Source organism: Paenibacillus sp. GCM10027629 (assembly GCF_042676425.1).
Classification (GTDB): domain Bacteria; phylum Bacillota; class Bacilli; order Paenibacillales; family Paenibacillaceae; genus Paenibacillus_K; species Paenibacillus_K terrigena.
Window position 1 is genome coordinate 176,880 of sequence record NZ_JBHTGZ010000017.1, and the last position, 20,255, is coordinate 197,134.

The following is a 20,255-nucleotide window of genomic DNA, read 5'->3' on the forward strand; positions in this document are numbered from 1 at the left end:
AAATGCAGGTAAATCGCATGGAGTGGCCGCCTGATGCCGAAATAACTGCAAAAATGCAGTTAATATGCTCGAAGAGGCCGCCTGACGCCGAAATAACTGCAAAAATGCAGCTAATATGCTTGAAGAGGCCGCGTGGCGCCGAAATAACTGCAAAAATGCAGCTAATATGCTCGAAGAGGCCGCCTGGCGCCGAAATAACTGCAAAAATGCAGCTAATGTGCTGGAAGAGGCTGCGTGGCGCCGAAATAACTGCAAAAATGCAGTTAATGGGACCGAAGAGGCCACCTTGCGCCGAAATAACTGCAAAAATGCAGCTAATGTGCTGGAAGAGGCTGCCTGGCGCCGAAATAACTGCAAAAATGCAGCTAATATGCTCGAAGAGGCCGCCTTGCGCCGAAATAACTGAAGAATTGCAGTTAATATGCTCGAAGAGGCCGCCTGGTGCCGAAATAACTGCAAAAATGTATCTAATGTGCTGGAAGAGGCTGCCTGGCGCCGAAATAACTGCAAAAATGCAGCTAATGTGCCCGAAGAGGTCGCCTGGCACCGAAATAACTGCAAAAATGCAGCTAATATGTGCGAAGTGGCAGCCTGGTGCCGAAATAACTGCAAAAATGCAGTTAATATGTGCGAAGTAGCAGCCTGGTGCTGAAATAACTGCAAAAATGCAGTTAATGGGGTCGAAGAGGCTGCGTGGCGCCGAAATAACTGCAAAAATGCAGCTAATATGCTCGAAGAGGCTGCGTGGCGCCGAAATAACTGCAAAAATGCAGTTAATGGGACCGAAGAGGCCACCTTGCGCCGAAATAACTGCAATAGTGCAGTTAATGGGGTCGAAGAGGCCGCCTGGTGCCGAAATAACTGCAAAAATGCAGTTAATATGCTCGAAATGGCCGCCTGGCGCCGAAATAACTGCAAAAATGCAGTTAATGGGCCCGGAGATGCCGCCTGGCGCCGAAATAACTGCAGAATTGCAGTTAATATGCTCGAAGAGGCTGCGTGGCGCCGAAATAACTGCAAAACTGCAGTTATTTCACGCGATCCGCCGCCTGCACCACACGCGGCTCACCCCATCGGCACCCGAACCGTGAACTCGGTTCCCTGGCCCAATTTGCTCGTCACCTCGATCCGCCCGCCGTGCAGCGCGATGACCTTGCTCGCGATGGACAAGCCCAATCCGCTGCCGCCTTGCGTGCGATTGCGCATCTTATCCGCCTTGTAGAAGCGGTCGAAGATATGTGCCAGCTCGGCCTCCGGGATGCCGATGCCCGAATCGGCGATCCGCACGACAACAAGCCCGCCCTCCGCCGCAAGCACGACGCGCAGCACGCCTCCCGGGTTCGTGAACTTGATCCCATTCGTGATCAAGTTGTACCACACCTGGTTGAGCAGCTGCTGATCGGCAGTCACGACGACCTCCGGCAGGTCGAGGTCCAGCTCGATATCGCGGTCGGACCACTGCTGCTCCGTCACGATGAAGATTTGTCGGATCTGCTCATCCAGCCGGAAGCTCGAACGCTTCAAGACATGATCTTCCTTGTCGAGCGTCGCCAAGGTTAACAACTGCTTGCTGAGGGAAGAGAGTCGTTTGCTCTCCTCTTCAATAATACGCAAATAACGTTCTTCTTCCTCGGGACTCGTCTTCTTCTCGAGGATCGAATGGGCGAAGCCTTGAATCGAAGTCAGCGGCGATTGAATTTCATGCGAGACGTTCGCGACGAATTCCTGCCGCATGTCGTCCAGCTGCTTGATCGATCGTGCCATATGGGTGAAGTCCCTTGCGAGATCCCCGATCTCATCACGCCGCGTGACATCAAGCTCCATATGATAATCGCCTCCGACAATGCGGTGCGTCGCATCGGTCAGCTTCTTGATCGGCTTGACGATAAATCGCGACAGCACGACGATCAAGATGATACTGAAGAGGAACGAGAAGCCGAGAAGCAGGGCGAGGATGATCCTCACTTCGCCGATCTGTTGTTCCATATTTGGTCGGATGAAGAGCGCATAAGGCTCGCCGTGAACTTGCACAGGCAGCCCGACGCTGTTGCGCAGACTATTTTCGAATAGACCATTGATTTTGAGCCATTGCGATTCTTGCTTGATGCCGTTATAGACACCACCTTCAAGGACATGTTTAATATGCTCACCATTGAACTGTTTGTGCTTGAACGGAGTACCGTAATATGTCCCGTTCAGCTCACTGTCGACAGCATAGATCTGATATCCGAGGTTCGCGATATGTGTCAAATAACTGCCGAGCTCCATATTCGGATTCTGCTCATAGAGTGAGCGAATGTCCTCGCCGATGCTCATAATCTTCTTCTCGTTCGAATCTTGAATATGCCCAAGATAATAGAAGTTCGTGACAATGAGGGCGAGAATACCTCCTAGGAAGCTAATCAGCAGGAAGATCATGACGATTCGAACGTAAAGGGTTCTCACGGTTCCGTCACCTCAAGCTTATAGCCGAGACCTCGTACCGTCGTAATAACGAAGTCCTCTGGTCTGTCATGGAACCGTTCGCGTAATCGCTTAATATGCACATCAATCGTTCGGCTATCGCCTTCATAATCCGCACCCCAGATGGCTTGCAGCAATTGGTCCCGTGTGAAAATCCGTCCAGGATTGCTCGCGAGATGCGATAGAAGCTCGAATTCCTTGAGCGGAAGGACGAGCGTGTCCCCATCGATATGAATTTCATAGCTTCTGCGGTCAATCATCGTTCGGCCGAGCTTAATCGTCTCCGAGGAGACGAGCTGATACCGCCGCAGCAGCGCGCGAATACGGAACAGCAGCTCCTTCGGTTCGAAGGGCTTCACCATGTAATCATCTGTCCCGGATAAGAATCCTTTTTCTTTATCATCGATTTCACCCTTGGCCGTCAATAAAATGACGGGTATATCGTGGTGCCGCCGAATCTCTTCGCACAACTCAAGCCCCGTCTTGCCTGGCATCATGACGTCGATTACGGCAAGATGTACTTGTTCATTCTCCAGAATGCGCATCGCCTGCTCGCCGTCTTCCGCTTCATGAGGGACGTAACCCTCCTTCTCCAGAATAAAGCGCAGCAGCTCGCGGATATGCGGATCATCGTCCGCAACGAGGAGATGTATTCTCATCGTGGCATGCTCCTTTCATCCCATCTATTGTGAAGGCAAGCCTTAGAGCGGCTTGAGCGGACCCGACATACTCGATTGACTCGGATCTGCATTTGTACCCCCATCTGCCGCCTCCACCAAATGCTTCAACAAGGCGAGCTTGTTATCCCAGAATTGCTCGTAGTACGCGACCCAATCCTTCAGCTCTCGTAGTGGTGCAGCTTGAAGACTGTACCTTGTCTCGCGGCCGATCTTGCGCTCCGTGACGAGCCCCGCACTCTCAAGGACATGCAAATGCTTCGATACCGCGGTCCGGCTCATCGGGAAATTGCTGCTAATCACATTTACAGGAAGCTCTTGCTCTGCGAGCAAGTGCAGGAGCTTTCGCCGCGTCGGATCAGCAATCGCTTGGAACACGTCATATTTTGGAGCAGCTGTCATGCCAATCCCTCAACATATTTCTTGAGTGCAGGGAGTACGCTCGAGTCCCATCCACCGTTCATGCGCTCGCGAGCAACCGAATAAGGAATCCCCGTATCCGAAGCCACTTTGTCCACCCAGCCGCCATGGGTCAGCGTAAATGCCGTCCGTTCTTCCATCGCTGTCAGCTCAAACGTAATGATCCAATCTTCCCCCCAGCTGAATACAAGCTTTTTCGGCGGATTGATCTCAAGCACCTCGCAAGGCGATACCGCATAGGCGGAAGTGATGGTGAATTTATGCCCAAGAACAGGCTCAAAGTCATTCGGCATGAACCAAGTGGCAATGCCTTCCGCTGTTGATACGGCATCCCATACCTTCTGGATGGGCGCGTTGAATTCGATTTCTTTTACAATATCGGGCATAGTCCCGGGGTGATTCGTCATGGGTTATAATCCTCCAATAATGTACATTCGAAACCTATTGGTTTCATGAAAATTATACGGAACCGCTGATCACTGTGTCAATGCAAGAACACCACCACCCCCTCAAGATGGCGTGCGATTATAAGATTCTGGGAGTAATATTCTATCGTATTGTAGGTTTGCCACGTCTCGCAATTTCTGATAAGGAGGGATTACTATCAGACAGTCATCGATCAAAAGAATAGCGACGATGCTGCTTATTATGTCACTAGGCTCTATCGTCAATACCGGTTATGAATCGCAGTTCTTGCTCGGCAACCAGCTGAAGAAATCTATATGAATCCAACCTATTTGGGGCAAGTGTTCAAGAGCGCGCTCGATCGTGCGAAGTTCCTCGTGCTAAATATGGATAAAAAAATATATGGAATTGCGACAGAAGTAGGGTATCGCAAACTGGATACGTTCTACAAACGTTTCAAAGAGTATATGGGGAAAAGTGCAGGTGAACTCCGATCAGAGTGCGGGTTGATATTAGGATCTTGGCGAGTGTTTAAAATCACGACATATCGCACCGCCTATCTCATGCTTGTGTCGTAATATTAGAATTGCGATAGGCCACGCCTTCCGTTACAATATTCGGGAAATATGTCCACTGTGGTTGCGCATCGTTAATAGATAAAGAATTGACCGAACGGGTCTTCCGATAGATTGAATTTATTAGTTCGTTTGAAAGCGCTTGAATGAGGATCCAATCGTTTTCAGAAATAATACGGCGTTTAGCGCCGAGTGAAAAGAATCCTTAATACGTTGAAAGTCAGGCAGCACAGGGGATTGGAAGCCCGCATACACCGAAATCTTACAAATCTATGAAAGAGGGATTGCTATGAATACAAAAGCTATTATTTTCTATGATCCATCATTTCCTATCATTCATGCAGAAGGCATTGAAGTAGAGGAGTTAGCTAAATTCGGCACTGTGGTAGGAGCCGAGGGGCTTGCTTCCGCATTGGAAGGCGTAGAAGGCGGCTGCTTCGTGAATATGCATGCGCCGTATTTCCCGAAATCCGCATGGAACGGGATCATTCAGTATTTGAGAAATGGCGGCGGACTTCTAAGCGTCGGTGGTGCGCCGTTCAAACGTCCGGTTCGTCATGAGAACGGCGAATGGATCGTGGAAGCGGAGCAAACAGGTTACCATCAGGAATTGTATATTCATGAAGCGCTCAAGGTCGATGCTGCGAAAGTAGCACGTGTGGAGGCATCCGAGGCCTATCCAATGCTTGCCGATCAAGTAGGGCTATTCGATATTGCAGATACATGGAATCTCGTTCCGCATACGACGAAGAACGCGGATCTGCCGCTCCAGATGGGTTCGGCGGGTACGATGAGCACGCAAATCACCCCATTATTAATCGGGAAGAGCGCGGATGATCGGGAGCTTAGCGCACCGGTTGTTTTATGGGAGAATTCGCGTGGGACATTCGTGGGATCCCGCTGGATCTTCATCCATATGCCGCTTAGTGCTTCATTCTGGTCGCAAGGCGGTGCGGCAGTGATTGCGAAGTTGGCAGCGTTCTGCGGCAGAGGTCTGACGGAAATTTCAATTAAACCGAATTATGCTAATTATGAAGCTGGTGAACGTCCAATGCTTATGCTTCAGACACAGAACTTGCAGCGCAATATCGCAGGTACTTCGGCTGCTGTGGAGTCATGGACATTTGATCTTACCTTAACACGGCATGATGAAGAGACAGCTTGCTGGACGCACCACGTGGAAGCGGAAGCTGGAAGTGAGCTTCAGTTCGTGCGCATCCCTGTGCCAGTAGAGATCGGTAGCGGTTTCTATCAGCTTCGTTGTGAAGCGACATCGGCTAGTGGTGAAGTACGTGTGCTTCGTCAAGGATTCTGGGGCCATGATGCGGCATTGCTTCGCCAGGGCGAGCCTATCTCAGCCAATCGGGATTATTTCGTAAAAGATGGACGTCCGTTCCCTGTGGTCGGGATGACTTATATGACATCGGATGTGGCGCGTAAGTTCTTGTTCCTGCCGAATGTGGACGTCTGGGATCGCGATATGGCACAGATGAAGAAAGCCGGCATCAATTGGATTCGTACGGGCGTATGGACGGCGTATCGAAACATTATGCAAGTGGACGGTCACGCGTCCGAGGAAGTACTGCGTGCCATCGATGCGTTCATCTTGACGGCGAAGCGTCATGATCTTCAGCTTACCTTCACCTTCTTCTCGTTCACACCAGAGACATGGGAAGGCGTAAATCCGTACTTGGATCCGCAAAGCGTCGAGGCACAGAAGCGCTTCATTCGCGCGATTGTTAGCCGTCACCGGGACACGGCGAATGTGGACTGGGACTTGATCAATGAACCATCGATGTTCGCGCCGGAGAAAATCTTCTCGTCAGGCCCTCGTTCTGCGCATGATCCTTACGAGCGGGAAGCGTATCGTACATGGCTAAAAGAGCGTCATGGCTCGATCGAGCTCTTGCAAGAGCGCTGGAATATGTCGCCTGCACAGCTGCCAAGCTTCGATGTGGTGTTGCCGCCGGAAGAGGAAGAGATCAACTTCGACGTTCAGAATATGCACCAAGGCAAGAAAGGGACACGTTGGTTGGATTACTGCTTGTTCTCGATGGAGATGCATAATCGTTGGGCAAAGGCGTTGTACGATACCATTAAGGACATTGTTCCGAATCATCTTGTCACGGTAGGTCAGGATGAAGCGCTCGGTGCACAGCGTCCGTCACCGTTCTTCTATGAAGAAGCCGTCGATTATACGACCGTCCATTCCTGGTGGTTGAACGATCAATTGGTCTGGGATGGGATCTTCGCGAAGACGGCGAATAAGCCGAATGTGATTCAAGAGACAGGAATCATGTATGTCGAGACACCGGATGGTCGTGCGAAGCGTTCTGAGCTTGAACTGCGGAGCATCTTGGAGCGCAAATATGCGTATGCCTTCTCCACGGGCGGTGCAGGTGCCATTCAATGGATCTGGAACACGAACTTCTATATGGATAACGCGAATGAATCGCATATCGGCGCACTGCGTGCCGATGGTACGGAGAAGCCGGAAGCGGATGTATCCTATGATTTCGGTCAATTCATGAACGAGAACCGCGATTTGTTCGAAGATCGTGCGCTTGAAGACATCGCCGTTATTTTCCCGTATTCGAATGATTTCTCGAATCGGAAGTTGGCATTCGATGCGACGACGCGGATTACACGTGTCATGAACTATAGTCTGAAATGGCCGTTCCGTGGGGTTTCGGAATACCACTTGGAAGATTTGCGTGTGAACCCGGCGAAGCTCATCGTGCTGCCGAGTGCGCACAATGTAGATGATCAAGCTATGGAACAGCTCGTGGAGATCGTTAAGGAGACCGGTGCGACTTTGTTGATTACAGGTCCTGTAGGCATCGGTGCTTATTGGCAGCCATCGAACCGCTTGAACGAGCAGTTCGGTGAGCGGACGATTGGCAATGTTCGTCGTGAAGAGATGCTGTTGATCGGTGACAAGCGCTACCGGGTATCTTTCGGACAGCGCCGTATTGCACAGCTCGCGAAGGAAGTGCCTTCGGTACAACAAGCGACGGATGGGGATGCCATCGTTGAAGTGTCGATCGGCCAAGGCCGGATTCTCTGGAGTCCGCTGGCAGTTGAACTGAATGAACGGGATGAGGCTATCGAAGCGTTGTATCGTTATGCAGCAGGCCAAGCAGGTGTAAGTCCTGTCATGGAATGGCTTACAGGCAGTGATTTGCCGGGCGTGTATGGTCAGAAGTTGGCGTTCAAGAACGGGAACTTGTATATTTTCGTATCGGAATATGCTTGGGATGCGCCGGTTGAGATCAAAGATCCGATCTCAGGTATGACGTATCAATTCACGTTACCAGCAGAGCGCTCGATTCTATTCGCAACGGATCAAGGAGGACAGCTCGTATCCACTTATCGTCCACAAGAAGTGAACATTTCAGTGAAGGGAAGAGACTAAGCGATGGAACAACGTAGAACAGCACATATTATTTCGCATACCCACTGGGATCGGGAATGGTACCTCCCTTATGAGAAGCATCATGTACGCCTTGTGGAATTGGTTGATGCTTTGCTGGACAAGCTGGATCAGGATCCGGATTTCAAGAGCTTCTGCTTCGACGGGCAGACGATTATTCTCGAAGATTATTTGCAGGTTCGTCCCGGTCAGCGTGAGCGTCTGACGAAATATATCCAAGAAGGTCGAATTATGATCGGCCCTTGGTACATTCTTCAGGATGCGTTCCTGACGAGCGGCGAAGCGAACGTGCGCAATATGCAGGTCGGCCATGAGGATTCGAAGCGATTCGGCGAGCCGGCGAAAATCGGCTATTTCCCAGATACGTTCGGCCTTGTGGGACAGACGCCGCAATTGATGCAGCAATCAGGCATAACGAACGCATTCTTCGGACGCGGCGTGAAGCCGACCGGTTTCAATAACACGGTATCAGACGGGGGCTATGAATCCTCGTTCTCCGAGCTCATGTGGGAAGGCCCAGACGGCTCGAAGGTGCTCGGTATTCTGTTCGCGAATTGGTATTCGAACGGGAATGAGGTACCGACAGATAAAGAAGAAGCGAAAAAATTCTGGGATCGCAAGCTTGCAGATGCAGAGAAATACGCATCAACGCGGGAGCTGCTCTTCATGAACGGTTGCGATCATCAGCCGATTCAGCTCGACGTACCGGAAGCGATTCGCGTCGCGAAGGAGCTCTATCCGGATACGGAATTCATTCATTCGAACTTCATCGATTATCTAGCGGCCGTCGAAGGTGCGATGGAACGGGAGTTATCTTCGGTTCGCGGCGAACTTCGCAGCCAGCGTACGGATGGATGGGGCACGCTCGTGAATACGGCGTCGGCGCGCGTCTATTTGAAGCAGATGAACCAGACAGGACAGATGCTATTGGAAAAGGTAGCAGAGCCGCTCGCGACATTCGCAGACCTGCTCGGCCGTCCATACCCGCATGATCTGCTCACGTATGCATGGAAGACGCTGATGCAGAACCACCCACATGATAGTATTTGCGGCTGCAGCGTGGATGAAGTGCACCGCGAGATGGTGACGCGCTTCGATAAGAGCCGTCATGTTGCGGAATCGATTGTGGATACAAGCGTGCGTACGATTGCGGATGCGGTGGACACGACAGGGTTTGAAGCCTATGGTGAAGAGCCATTACCGCTGGTTGTCTTCAATACGACAGGCTGGAGCCGTACAGGGGTTGTATCGGTTGAGCTGGAAGTCGCGAAAATCTATGAGCGTGAAGGGATTCGAGCGAGAGAAATGACGGAGCGCATGAAGGCAGTAAGCCTCGCGGGACGGGTGCTCGTGGATACGGAAGGGAACGCGATTCCTTGTACGGTCGAGGATTTGGGTGTGGTGTTCGGATATGATTTGCCGAACGATAAATTCCGTCAGCCATTCTTAACGCGCAAGGTTCGTCTTACGTTCCAAGCAGAGGGAATTCCTGCGCTTGGATTGCACACATATGCTTGGGTATTACGCAGTGAAGAGGCATCGCAGTTGAGCTCCCTGGTGACGGGCGATCGCAGCATGGCGAATCATCTGCTGCAAGTGGAGATTGCTGAAGATGGCTCCTATACGCTGACGGACAAGCGTACGGGACGTGTGTACACGGATCTTGGTATTTATGAAAGTACAGGCGATATCGGGAACGAATATATGTACAAGCAACCGGAAGGGGAGCAAGCGCTAACGACGAAGGGACTTCCTGCACAAGTTCGCGTGCTTGAGGATTCGGCGTATCGGGCATCGTTCGAGATTGTCCATGAATGGGAAATTCCAGCATCGGCTGAGGAATTGCTCGGTACAGAACAACGCGAGTTGGTCGGCTGGTCGGTGCGCAAGGCACAGCGTTCGAACAAGATGGTACCGTTTACGATTCGTACGGTATTGACGCTTGATCGTAATGGTCGTGGCGTACAGATTGAGACATCGTATAACAATCAAGCGCAAGATCATCGTCTGCGTGCATTGTTCCCGACAGATGTCACAGCGAGCACGCATGACGTGGATTCGATGTTCGAAATCGTGAAGCGCTCGATCGAGCCTGCACCGGAGTGGACGAATCCGAGCAATACGCAGCATCAGCAAGCCTTTGTTGATGTGAGCGAAGCGGGAGCGGGACTCACGGTAGCGAATTTCGGCTTGAATGAATACGAAGTGCTCCGCGATGGACGCAATACGATTGCGGTGACCTTGCTGCGCAGTGTCGGCGAACTCGGCGACTGGGGTTACTTCCCGACACCGGAAGCGCAGTGCATCGGTGAGCATACGGTGCGGATGGAAGTCATCCCGCATGACGGCGACGGCATTGAATCCGGTGCATATGCAGAAGCCTACCAGTTCCAAGTGCCTTGGACGGCATGTCAGACGGGCGTTCATGCGGGCCGAGTGAGTGCGGTATGTACGCCGTTCCGCTGGGAATCGAGGGCTGCGGCCTTCTCTTCCTTGAAGATGAGTCCGGAGACTGGCGACATGATGCTGCGTTGGTACAACATGAGCGCACAGCCTGTTGACATGGTGCTGAACGCAACGATTCAGACCGAGCAGCTCTACAAGACGACGATCTTGGAGCAGTCTGCAGAGCCTTTCGCAAGCGAGGCGACGGAAGGTGTAACGCTGCCGCTGGGTCCATGCGAGATCGTCACAATCGGCGTCAAGCCGGTACGTGTTGGTGTGAACTACGAATAAATTTGGCATGATTCTAATAAGCCGCCCTCTGATCCTGAATGAAGGATTGGGGCGGCTTTTTGTGCAAATATTAGAAAGCATAGGTTGCACGAGGGATAGAAATCGATCATTGCGGACATCGTATAATTGCTGGTGAATCCATTTTCGTTAAATTATAGACAGAAGGGAAGTTATTCGGGAACATGGCAACCGTCCTCTACATCACTGCACATCCGAACGATCATCAAGTATCGTACAGCATGGCTGTGGGCAAAGAATTTATTGAAGCTTATCGTGAAGCGAATCCGAATGATGAAGTCATTCATTTGGATTTGTACAAATTGAATATCCCGCATATTGATGCAGATATTTTTAGCGGTTGGGGGAAGCTCCAAGGTGGATCTTCCTTTGATCAGCTGTCAGAGAATGAGCGTTCCAAGGTAGCCCGTCTGAACGAGATCGTCGATCAATACGTGGCAGCGGATAAGTACGTGTATGTTACGCCGATGTGGAACTTCTCGTTCCCACCGATTCTTAAAGCGTATATCGATGCGATCTGCGTCGCAGGAAAAACGTTCAAATATACCGAGAATGGCCCCGTCGGATTGCTGCCGAACAAGAAGGCTTTTCATATCCAGGCGAGCGGCGGGATTTATTCAGAAGGGCCGGCAGCAGCCATGGAATACGGACATAGCTACCTGCAAAAGATCATGCAATTCCACGGCGTTCCGTCGTTCGAAGGGATCTTTGTTGAAGGGATGGGGGCTATGCCGGATCAAGCGCAATCCATTAAAGAAAAAGCGATCACTAAAGCCAAGGAGGCTGCAAAACGTTTCTAAATGGAATGGGATGAATTGCGGCAAATAACGAGGCATATCTTCTGTTTAAGAACAATAGTTTGAGGAGTGGAACGATGTCGGCACGAGATCAGAAGTTTCCAGTTTATTACGATGGTTCTGCGCATGTAGAGTTTGCTGAAGAGATGATAGAAGGCTCGGAACATAAACAAGATGATCGATCGATAACGAATGAAGAATGGCGCCGCCATATTAGCGGCAATCCTTTTTTTTACACACAATCATGATCATGAGAAACGGCTGCTTCCGGTTATATACCTGAAGGCAGCCGTTTTTTCTTATTCAATCTGATAAGTATTCGCTTTACTTTTGTTTGGATATCGCGTCTTTGATTTTGGCCCCCGACTCTTCTTTCAGTTTTCGTAAAAATTCCGGAATATTCATGTCGGACTCAGCGAATTTGGCCAAACTCTCGTTAATATTGACGTATTTGTCATATGGGCTTATTTTTGAAGGCGGAAGAGCCGGTTTTGATGCAAAAAATGCTTTAATATTTTTGCCTTTAAACAGTTCTTGATCAACGGCATATTGGTCCCTGACTTCTTGGGCATTGAGGACAGAAGGGTCGACGCCTTTTCTTGTGATTCTGGACTGGTTTTCAACAGATACGAACTCGGCCATAACCTTGAAAGCCGCGTCCTTGTTTTTGCTATATTTGTTCAGAATGATCGGATGTGAATACGAAGTCGGTGAAACGTTCGGAAGCTCCGGCCAAGATGGCAGCGGCGCAGCATCGACATTTTTAACAATGTCCGCGTCGCCGATCCCCCACATTAAGTATTGCGGCCACGTGACGATCATGCCGACATTTCCTTTCGGAAACTGGTAGCTTTCTTTGTTGTACAAACCGGGGATGCTGTATATGCGCTTCATCAGTTCCAAATATTTAGTAACTTCCGGCGATTTGTCGATGAGGACTTCTCCGGTATCCGGATCTGTTAAGTTAACGGAAAATTGCTTGAGCGGTACAAGTGCTTCGCCATAAGCACCAAACTCAAAACCATGGTACTGCATGCCGTCACGTTCGCCTGTCAGCTTCTTGGACAGGTCGACAATATCGTCCCAAGTCAAATTTTCCTTCGGGTATGGAATACCGAATTTATCGAATACGTCCTTATTGTAATACAGTGTGAAGTTGTCGCTGAAAGTAGGCATTCCGATCAGACTGCCATTCGGGTTCATGGCGCGGTAAGTAGCGATGATCGAAGGCTCGATTGTTGATAAATCGAAATTGTTGGCTTTGACCAATTCGTCCAACGGCTCGATCATATCGAGCTCCTTGGTCGCTTCAATTGCGTCGCCGTCGCCCCAAATCAAGTCAGGTACGATCTTCTGGGCGTTCAGTTCCTGAAGCGACTCCAGATTGTTTCCTTTTTGCAGCTGCACCAGCTTAATATTTTTCAGCTTCTCACTAATTGTTCCGAATCGGGATTTGAAGTTTTCTTCCGGGTGCGGGTATAAAACTGTGATCTCAACTACTTCGTTATCGGTTTGTTTGACCGTGTCTGCCGAATCGCTCTTCTCTATTTCCGGTTCCGTTTTCTTCGCATTTTCGTTATCGCTGGTGCAACCGCCAAGCAAAGATACTAACATGAGGAATACAAGCAACCTAGTCGTGCTCTTTTTATTCCTTTTCAAACTTATTACCTCCCAATAGTAAAATAGGTAGCGCTTACTTAACGGTGCGTGATCCATGCGTGGCTTCGATTCACTCTCTCATTAAATTCCCCCTTCGTGTCAATCTACCCATATCCTACCAAACTGGGCGTGAAGATGGTGTGAAGAATCAACGCTGCGGTCTAACGCCAAAAAACCCGGCTTGCATCAATCGCAAGCTGGGCCGCTTCGTTCAACTCTATTCGTTTCTAAACCCCCACAAAGTACCTGAATCAGCTTCGAAGCCACGTCCCCACGACTTCAAGAGCGGCTGTAGCCGATACCCATCTCTCCCTTACGCACAACGTATGGGTCTTCACACCCAAAAAGGACCGTCCGGTCGAGTGGATCCGGACGGTCCTTCTTATTTAAGCTGATCAATCGTGAGGCTGACTTTATAATTCGCGAATCGCAGCAGTTGTTCGAGAAATGCGCTCAAGTCAGAGGGCGATGCAACACGAACACGCATCCAATAGCAGCCTTCGCCGCTAACGCTATAGACTTCAATCACTTCATCGCTGCTGGCGACGAAGGAGCGGAATTGCTGATGTGCATGATGGGAAGTCAGGAAAATCGTGATGAGCGCTTGGACGGATTGCCCGAGCTTATCCCGATTCCACCTTACCGTATACCCTTCGATAATGCCGATGTCTTGCAGCTTGCGCACGCGAGCACCGACCGCTTGCCCCGTTAGGTGGACGATTTGACCAATTTCTTTGTGAGATCGGTTCGCATCTTCAATCAATAATTGGAGTATATCCAAATCTACGGAATCAATGGTTCCATCATTCATTTGCTGAACACCTCTATGCAACGCTGAAATTCTTACATCGTGAAAGTAAGAATCGACGTTTCCTTTCATCCGATTATTTATGTGGTTCATGATCCTGTGTATCATTGTATCAGGAAGTAAAGGAGGATGTCAGGATGAATATACAATTGATAAGAAATGCAACACTATGGCTTGAATATGCAGGTGCTAAGATCCTCGTGGATCCAATGTTTAGCGACGCGGGTGCAAATCCGCCTATAATAAATTCCAATAATGATCGACGCAATCCACTCGTGCCGCTGCCAGCAGAAGTTGCGGCATGGCAGCATCCCGATCTGATGCTCGTCACGCATCTTCACCAAGATCATTTCGATACAGCGGCGGTTACGCACCTACCGAAGTCAACGTCGGTTTTGTGCCAACCCGGTAATGAGGATCAAATTCAATCACATGGATTCACGGACGTCGCACCGATCGATACAACACTAGCCTGGAAGGAGATCACCATACATCGTACCGATGGTCAACACGGCACGGGGGAAATTGGCCAATGGATGGGCCAAGTATCCGGCTTTGTCCTGCAAGCGGCGAACGAACCAACGTTATATATCGCTGGCGACACGATCTGGTGCGATGACGTCGTTCAAGCCCTGGATGCGTATCACCCTGACGTAACGATAGTGAACGCCGGAGGCGCGAAGTTCGTTACTGGCGATCCGATCACAATGAACGAAGCGGATGTCATCGCTGTGTGCGAGCACGCACCTTATACGCAGGTTGTCGCCGTCCATATGGATGCGATCAATCATTGTCATGTCACACGCGCGAAGCTTCGGGAAGCACTCGCCGCATCAGAGAAGACCTATAACGTACTTATCCTGGAAGACGGCGAATGGATCTAAGCTCCACACCGCAGATCGCCTGATTACATGCGCTCTGGCGTTGGTAGCCCGAGCGTTTGCAGCGCATCGCCAAGCGTCTCGTGGAACTTGGACGTCAACCAGACACGGAATGCCTTCGAAGTTTCATCGCCTTTCAGAATTGGACATGCGCCGTAGAAGTTATTAAATAACGTCGCGAGCTCATGGGCATACGTACAGATAAGGCTCGGGGACAACTCCTCGGCTGCTTTGTGCAGCGTATCGGGCCACAGTGCGATCTGCCTTAAGAGTGCATATTCTGCGCGATGTAACAGAGGGAACACGGCAGGGTTCTGCGGCATAATCCCATGCTCTTCTGCGGCGCGGTTCAATAGGGTGCTGGCTCTGGCATAGGCGTACAGCAGATATACGCCGGTATTGCCTGAGATTTCGGTCGCTTGCTGCAGATCGAAGACGACTTCGGTCTGCAGATTGAACCGCAGCAGATAGTATCGTATTGAAGCGGCTGCGATCAGCCGACTGGATAGTCCATCCGAGTTGGAGCGGTTATCCGCGATGACTTGTTCCATCAAATCGAGCAGCTGTGAAATTTTAATTCCAATCCCTTGGCGGCCGGACATTGCGTAAGCAGCTTTGCCATCTGACGTATCGATGCCGAGCTCTGCCGCCGATCGCGGACTGAGCGAGACTACGCCATAGCTGATATGGCGTAGTTGATTCGCTTGAGCTGTAAAGCCGAGCACTTCTAGCGCCTGCTTCACCATCATCTGCGGATACGCTTGGCGTGCATCGATGACGTTAATGACGGTGTCGGCCTGACCGAAGGCACCAGCCTCGGCATGGGTTCCAGACCCTCCAGCTGCAGTCGTGGTGAACAACCCGTCTGCGAATCGCTTGTAACCGAAATCTTTGCCTAGCAAGCCGAACTTCCAGAGATGATAGGCGATGTCTTTGGCCGTATACGTCAGAATGCCATTGGAACGCACCAATACTTTATCCTGCTGATGCTCGCTGTCTACCTCTGGATCATCCCCGTGCTCTTCAATGGCTCCTGTCTCCCCTTGCTTCAACACCCAACAGCCAGCCAGCTTGCCTGTTGTCTCCTGCTTGAATTGCGGTGTCTGCTGCAGCAGTGCAAAGGCCGCATTCCAGAACCCTTCCCGCACAATATTGCTCTCCCACACGAGTAGATGATAACCTATACCGAATTGCTCCATTTCCTCCAATTGCTCGCGAACGATGCGCTCTGCGACCAGCATCCCCATCCAAGCGATATTATTATTGCCTTCTTCCAGCGCGTGAAGGATAGTGGAACGCTCTTGTTCTAAGGCAGGGCGAACCTTGTATTCCCGATGCAGTGAGGAATACACATCCCAGCAGAAATCCCCGAACCTCGCATGTGCTTGTTGAAGCGGCGTATGAAGCATCCCGACAACGGTGTCTGCGAGTTGATTGCCAAGATCATCGATGTAATTGTGCACCTCAACCTCAACGCCTGTGCGTCTTAGTAGACGGACGATGCTGTCGCCAATGCAGGCATTGCGAAGATGGCCGATATGGGCAGATTTGTTCGGATTAATGGACGTATGCTCGACAATCGCCTTCTTCTGTTCTCCAGTGGCTTCAAGCTGCCAATCCCGACGGGCCCATACGCCCCAATCGATGAACAGATTCATGAATCCAGGCGGTGCGACCTCGATCTTAACGACGAGTTGTTCCATCATCCCGTCTTGCGTGAGCTGTGCCGCAATCTCAGAAGCCAAGATCATTGGTGATTTGCGCATAACCTTGGCCAGCAGCATCGCGATATTCGTGGAATAATCTCCGTGCTCCATATGGGATGGCTGCTCAATCCGCACGGCGACTTGCGACTTCTGATCCGAAGCAAATGATAGCTCATAAAGAAGTGTAATGGCTTTCTCAATCTGCGTGATGATAAACGATTGTAATCTCATACGAATTCCTCCCTAAAAATGAAAAAAACAGCCCTGTCTCTATGAAGAGACGAAGGCTGTTGCTTCGCGGTACCACTCTTGTTGCTAGACATGATGTGTCTAACCCCTCTAGCCGATAACGGACGGCGCCGAATCTCCCTACCACAGCGGCTGCAGCGCGCTGGTTCAGCAGATTTTCTCCCGGGTCCGCTTCATTCATGCTGTCGTACCGGCTCACACTATCCCGGTTCGCTTGGACGCTTCACATGAATTACTCTCCCGATCAACGAAATTGAAGATATATTGTCAAACACTATACAAAATCTGTGAAATAAATGCAAGGGGCTGATGATCGGGAACGAGTCTATGTTAGTTTTCGGAATCCCCACTTTGTGGGGTTGTTTTAGGGGTACGCTACAGAACCGCTTGATTATAGATACAGTTTTCTATACATTTAGAAGATGAAAATATCGATAACCGTAAGGGATAGGAAAGGAGCGGAGGGGTGTGGCATTGGATTATCGATTGTGCGTGAGATTTACGCCGTTGCATGAATTTATTAGCAGTCTGCATACTTATTTATGCCGTAAATCCTATAAAAAAATCGATCTCTCGATGGAATGGGTAGAGACAACGCAGGAGCGGTTATCGCCTGAACTTCGAAGTATGCTCGATAATACCGAGGTGAATGGCGCTTGGAGATTTATCTATTTGCTGGCCCTTGTCTGTCCGGACTCGGCATCTCCCGAAGAGCTCGTGACGTGGATTGAAGGTCATTCCGTGGGTGAGTTGTACGAACTGCTGGCGCAGTATGGCAATGAATTTCCAGCGCAGATGGAAGCGTTCCGCACGCATGCTGTTCAATTGTTGACGGCTTGGAATGAAGAGTATTTCCGTCAACTGGACCCGGAGATCCTTCGGTTGCTTCATGCGGAAGTAGTTCGGAGAACGGAGATGTTGACCCAGCTGTCGCCAGAGGATTTCGTCGATGATACGACGAACGGGATGCTGTTCACCCCTATACCGGGGCTTGAAGAATTGATCCTTGTTCCGCAGTACCATTTTCAACCACTTAATGTCATTTGGCACTTTGGTAAAGTAACACTTTGCCACTATGCAGCAAGAGTGTATATGGACCAACCTGGGGAGCTCTCTCCTCATCATTATCGAGTTCTTCGGACCATTGGCGAGAAGAGCCGAATGAAGATTTTGCGTTATTTGCATCATGGTCCGCAGCCTTTTACCGAAATTGTTCGTCATTTGAAAATTTCCAAAGGGATTACCCACGATCATATTGGGAAACTGCGCAGTGCGGGATTCATTCATGCCCATGTCGAAGGGGAAGTTACGACGCATTATAGTCTTCGGCTCAAGGCAGTAAGGCAAATTGACGAGATTCTATACCGCTATATCACAACGATGTCGCAATAATATAGTCAGCGAAATGAACGACTTGGATCTTTTTTGAAAATATTGTTTTTCTATTTCTCGCCTAGACGCTTCCCGTCCTTGAAAGGACGCTGGAGGCGTTTTTTTGTCTAGATGACTTTTTATGAACTTGAATTATATTCTCTTTACACAAAACTTTTTTTAAGTTCTCTCTTTACAGAACACATTTTGATTCTTATAATAAAACCAATCAAACTAATTCATACCTTTCGGGTCGGAATTTAATGTTTAATTCAATTTTATTGGAAACGGGGAGATGTATTATGAGAAAAGGTTTATTTTCTGTACTAACGATTATCATTAGCGGGGCACTCTTGTTATCTGCTTGTTCATCACCAGCTTCGACGCCTGCAGCGGAGAGCGGCAAGACCGAAGCGGGGGCGACAACTTCCGAACAGACAACAACACCGGCGGCTGGCAGCATTACGAGCTTGGTGAAAGCGACAGATCTAGCGAAACTTCCGGAGAATGCGAAGAAACGTACGGATACGATCATCGTCGGTTTAACAGATCCAAGCGGTGCATTTACACCTTATTTCCTACAGAGTGGCTATGATGGCAACGTGACTTCGGTGCTCTTCTCTTCACTGGTTAAAGTCGATGAGAAAGGCCTTCCGATCCCTGGTCTTGCAGAGAAATGGGATATCTCGGAAGATCAATTAACCTATACATACCACCTTCGCAAGGATTTGAAATTTAGCGACGGATCCCCGCTGACGGCGGAGGATGTGGCATTCACATGGACGATTCTGCACGATAAAGCTTACGATGGCCAATACGACATTTTATCGACGAACGTGAAAGGCGGCAAAGCTTACAAGGAAGGGAAAGCAACATCCATCGAAGGAATCAAAGTCATCGACCCGCTGACGATTTCGGTAACTGTGGAGAAGGTGAATGCAACGGCGCTTCAAGTACTAGGTTCGGATGTTTTGTCCAAAGCTTACTACGGCAAAGATTACAAGTTCGGCCAATTGGATTACATCAAAAATCTGCATTCCACACCGCTCGGCAATGGGCCTTATAAGCTCGATAAATTCATTCCAGGTCAGGAAGTGCGCTTCGTAGCGAACGAGAATTACTATGCAGGCAAGCCGGAGACGGAACATTTCATCTATAAAACAACAGAAGGCGACGCATTCCAATTCATCGAGACGGGCGAGCAGGACTATGGCAGCTTCTCGGCGACAACGGACAATATTGACCGTCTGCAGAAGCTCGGTTTCTTGAACTTAGAGCCGTATACGGCAAGCAACTATGGCTATCTGCAATTCAATATGGAACATGAAGCATTGAAGGATAAACGCGTTCGCCAAGCATTAACCTATGGACTCGATCGCCAAACCATCTATGTGGATTCGAACCAAGGGGCAGCGACAATCGCGAACATTCCAACGCAGCAGAGCTCATGGTCTTATACCGAAGAAGGAATCAACCCGTACAAATATGATCCGGAGAAAGCGAAGCAATTGCTGGATGAAGCAGGTTGGAAGGAAGGCACGGACGGCATCCGTGAGAAAGATGGCAAGAAGCTAAGCGTTCACTTCATCGGCTCCAAGAAGAAAGGAACGGACATCTTCATCGCGGTAGCCAAAGAAAACTATGCTGCGATCGGCGTTCAGCTGGAAGCTGAACAATTCGCAGACTTCAATGCACAGATTGCGAAGTTCGAGAGTGGTGACTACGATCTCGTCTCCTTCTCCACATCGATTTTGGGTGACCCTTCGGATGGCGTGTTGTCCTTCGTCGATGGCGAAGTGAAAGGGTACGACAATCCGAAAGTGAAGGAGCTCTATGCGAAAGGTCTTGCAACGACAGATATCGAAGAGCGCAAAGCGATTTATAAAGAGCTGTATCAAGTGATTAACGAAGATGCTCCATACATCTTCACGAGCTACAGCAAGTTGATCCTGGCGTACAACGGCCGTATTGAGAATATCAAAATCAATCCATCGCAAGGCATCTCAGCGAGCTTGCCGGAGTGGACTTTGAAATAATACCACCTCTCCGTCCCTTGT

At 49.9% G+C, this 20,255-nt stretch carries 16 protein-coding genes and 1 other annotated feature; of the genes, 9 read left to right on the forward strand and 7 right to left on the reverse strand.

Annotated features, from left to right (window positions below):
- Positions 1 to 2: 2 nt before the first annotated feature.
- Entirely contained in the window at positions 3 to 638 is a 636-nt protein-coding gene (locus tag ACFQZR_RS26380) for a hypothetical protein (RefSeq protein WP_379351330.1), read from the forward strand.
- Between the two features lie 427 nt (positions 639 to 1,065).
- On the opposite strand, the gene ACFQZR_RS26385 is transcribed toward ACFQZR_RS26380, so the two are convergent.
- Genes ACFQZR_RS26385 through ACFQZR_RS26400 form a run of 4 tightly spaced genes read right to left on the reverse strand, consistent with a single transcriptional unit; the run spans position 1,066 to position 3,967 of the window.
- Positions 1,066 to 2,445 carry a sensor histidine kinase gene (locus ACFQZR_RS26385; protein WP_379351331.1) on the reverse strand — a complete coding sequence of 460 codons (1,380 nt, stop codon included), beginning with the start codon at positions 2,443 to 2,445 and terminating at the stop codon, positions 1,066 to 1,068.
- The gene (locus ACFQZR_RS26390; protein WP_379351332.1) at positions 2,442 to 3,122 is read right to left on the reverse strand and encodes a response regulator transcription factor; all 681 of its coding nucleotides are present in this window, start codon (positions 3,120 to 3,122) and stop codon (positions 2,442 to 2,444) included. Before ACFQZR_RS26390 ends, ACFQZR_RS26385 begins: the two co-directional genes overlap by 4 nt.
- 42 nt (positions 3,123 to 3,164) lie before the next feature.
- A complete protein-coding gene (locus tag ACFQZR_RS26395) occupies positions 3,165 to 3,542 on the reverse strand; it encodes an ArsR/SmtB family transcription factor (RefSeq protein ID WP_379351333.1) in 378 nt (125 codons plus the stop codon).
- Complete coding sequence (locus tag ACFQZR_RS26400) at positions 3,539 to 3,967, reverse strand: SRPBCC family protein (protein WP_379351334.1); 429 nt, start codon at positions 3,965 to 3,967, stop codon at positions 3,539 to 3,541. The genes ACFQZR_RS26395 and ACFQZR_RS26400 overlap by 4 nt, the downstream gene beginning before the upstream one ends.
- A 315-nt stretch (positions 3,968 to 4,282) precedes the next feature.
- On the opposite strand from ACFQZR_RS26400, the gene ACFQZR_RS26405 reads away from it, so the two are divergent.
- From ACFQZR_RS26405 to ACFQZR_RS26425, 5 genes are all read left to right on the forward strand, one after another.
- Positions 4,283 to 4,543, forward strand: a complete 261-nt coding sequence (locus ACFQZR_RS26405; protein ID WP_379351335.1) for a helix-turn-helix transcriptional regulator — start codon at positions 4,283 to 4,285, stop codon at positions 4,541 to 4,543.
- A 286-nt stretch (positions 4,544 to 4,829) separates the two neighbouring features.
- A complete protein-coding gene (locus ACFQZR_RS26410; RefSeq protein WP_379351336.1) occupies positions 4,830 to 7,955 on the forward strand; it encodes a beta-galactosidase in 3,126 nt (1,041 codons plus the stop codon).
- A gap of 3 nt (positions 7,956 to 7,958) precedes the next feature.
- The gene (locus ACFQZR_RS26415) at positions 7,959 to 10,709 is read left to right on the forward strand and encodes an alpha-mannosidase (protein ID WP_379351337.1); all 2,751 of its coding nucleotides are present in this window, start codon (positions 7,959 to 7,961) and stop codon (positions 10,707 to 10,709) included.
- Between the two features lie 182 nt (positions 10,710 to 10,891).
- Positions 10,892 to 11,527, forward strand: a complete 636-nt coding sequence (locus ACFQZR_RS26420; protein WP_379351338.1) for an FMN-dependent NADH-azoreductase — start codon at positions 10,892 to 10,894, stop codon at positions 11,525 to 11,527.
- 74 nt (positions 11,528 to 11,601) lie between these two features.
- On the forward strand, positions 11,602 to 11,772 hold the full coding sequence (locus ACFQZR_RS26425; protein ID WP_379351339.1) for a hypothetical protein: 171 nt from the start codon (positions 11,602 to 11,604) through the stop codon (positions 11,770 to 11,772).
- Positions 11,773 to 11,848: 76 nt separating this feature from the next.
- On the opposite strand, the gene ACFQZR_RS26430 is transcribed toward ACFQZR_RS26425, so the two are convergent.
- Both ACFQZR_RS26430 and ACFQZR_RS26435 read right to left on the reverse strand, forming a co-directional pair.
- On the reverse strand, positions 11,849 to 13,183 hold the full coding sequence (locus ACFQZR_RS26430; RefSeq protein ID WP_379351340.1) for an ABC transporter substrate-binding protein: 1,335 nt from the start codon (positions 13,181 to 13,183) through the stop codon (positions 11,849 to 11,851).
- A 382-nt stretch (positions 13,184 to 13,565) separates the two neighbouring features.
- Positions 13,566 to 13,994 (reverse strand): Lrp/AsnC family transcriptional regulator, encoded by a 429-nt coding sequence (locus ACFQZR_RS26435; RefSeq protein WP_379351341.1) that lies wholly within the window; start codon positions 13,992 to 13,994, stop codon positions 13,566 to 13,568.
- Positions 13,995 to 14,128: 134 nt separating this feature from the next.
- Here ACFQZR_RS26435 and ACFQZR_RS26440 point away from each other — a divergent pair, with 134 nt between their 5' ends.
- On the forward strand, positions 14,129 to 14,875 hold the full coding sequence (locus ACFQZR_RS26440) for an MBL fold metallo-hydrolase (protein WP_379351342.1): 747 nt from the start codon (positions 14,129 to 14,131) through the stop codon (positions 14,873 to 14,875).
- A 23-nt stretch (positions 14,876 to 14,898) separates the two neighbouring features.
- Here the strand turns inward: ACFQZR_RS26440 and ACFQZR_RS26445 are convergent, their stop codons facing one another.
- Entirely contained in the window at positions 14,899 to 16,809 is a 1,911-nt protein-coding gene (locus ACFQZR_RS26445; RefSeq protein ID WP_379351343.1) for an arginine--tRNA ligase, read from the reverse strand.
- Positions 16,810 to 16,851: 42 nt separating this feature from the next.
- Positions 16,852 to 17,084, reverse strand: a binding site (T-box leader).
- Positions 17,085 to 17,319: 235 nt separating this feature from the next.
- Here ACFQZR_RS26445 and ACFQZR_RS26450 point away from each other — a divergent pair.
- Positions 17,320 to 18,219, forward strand: coding sequence for an ArsR/SmtB family transcription factor (locus ACFQZR_RS26450; RefSeq protein WP_379351344.1), 900 nt, complete (start codon positions 17,320 to 17,322; stop codon positions 18,217 to 18,219).
- A 281-nt stretch (positions 18,220 to 18,500) separates the two neighbouring features.
- Positions 18,501 to 20,234: an ABC transporter substrate-binding protein gene (locus tag ACFQZR_RS26455; RefSeq protein ID WP_379351345.1), complete on the forward strand. Its 1,734-nt coding sequence runs from the start codon at positions 18,501 to 18,503 to the stop codon at positions 20,232 to 20,234.
- Positions 20,235 to 20,255 lie beyond the last annotated feature (21 nt).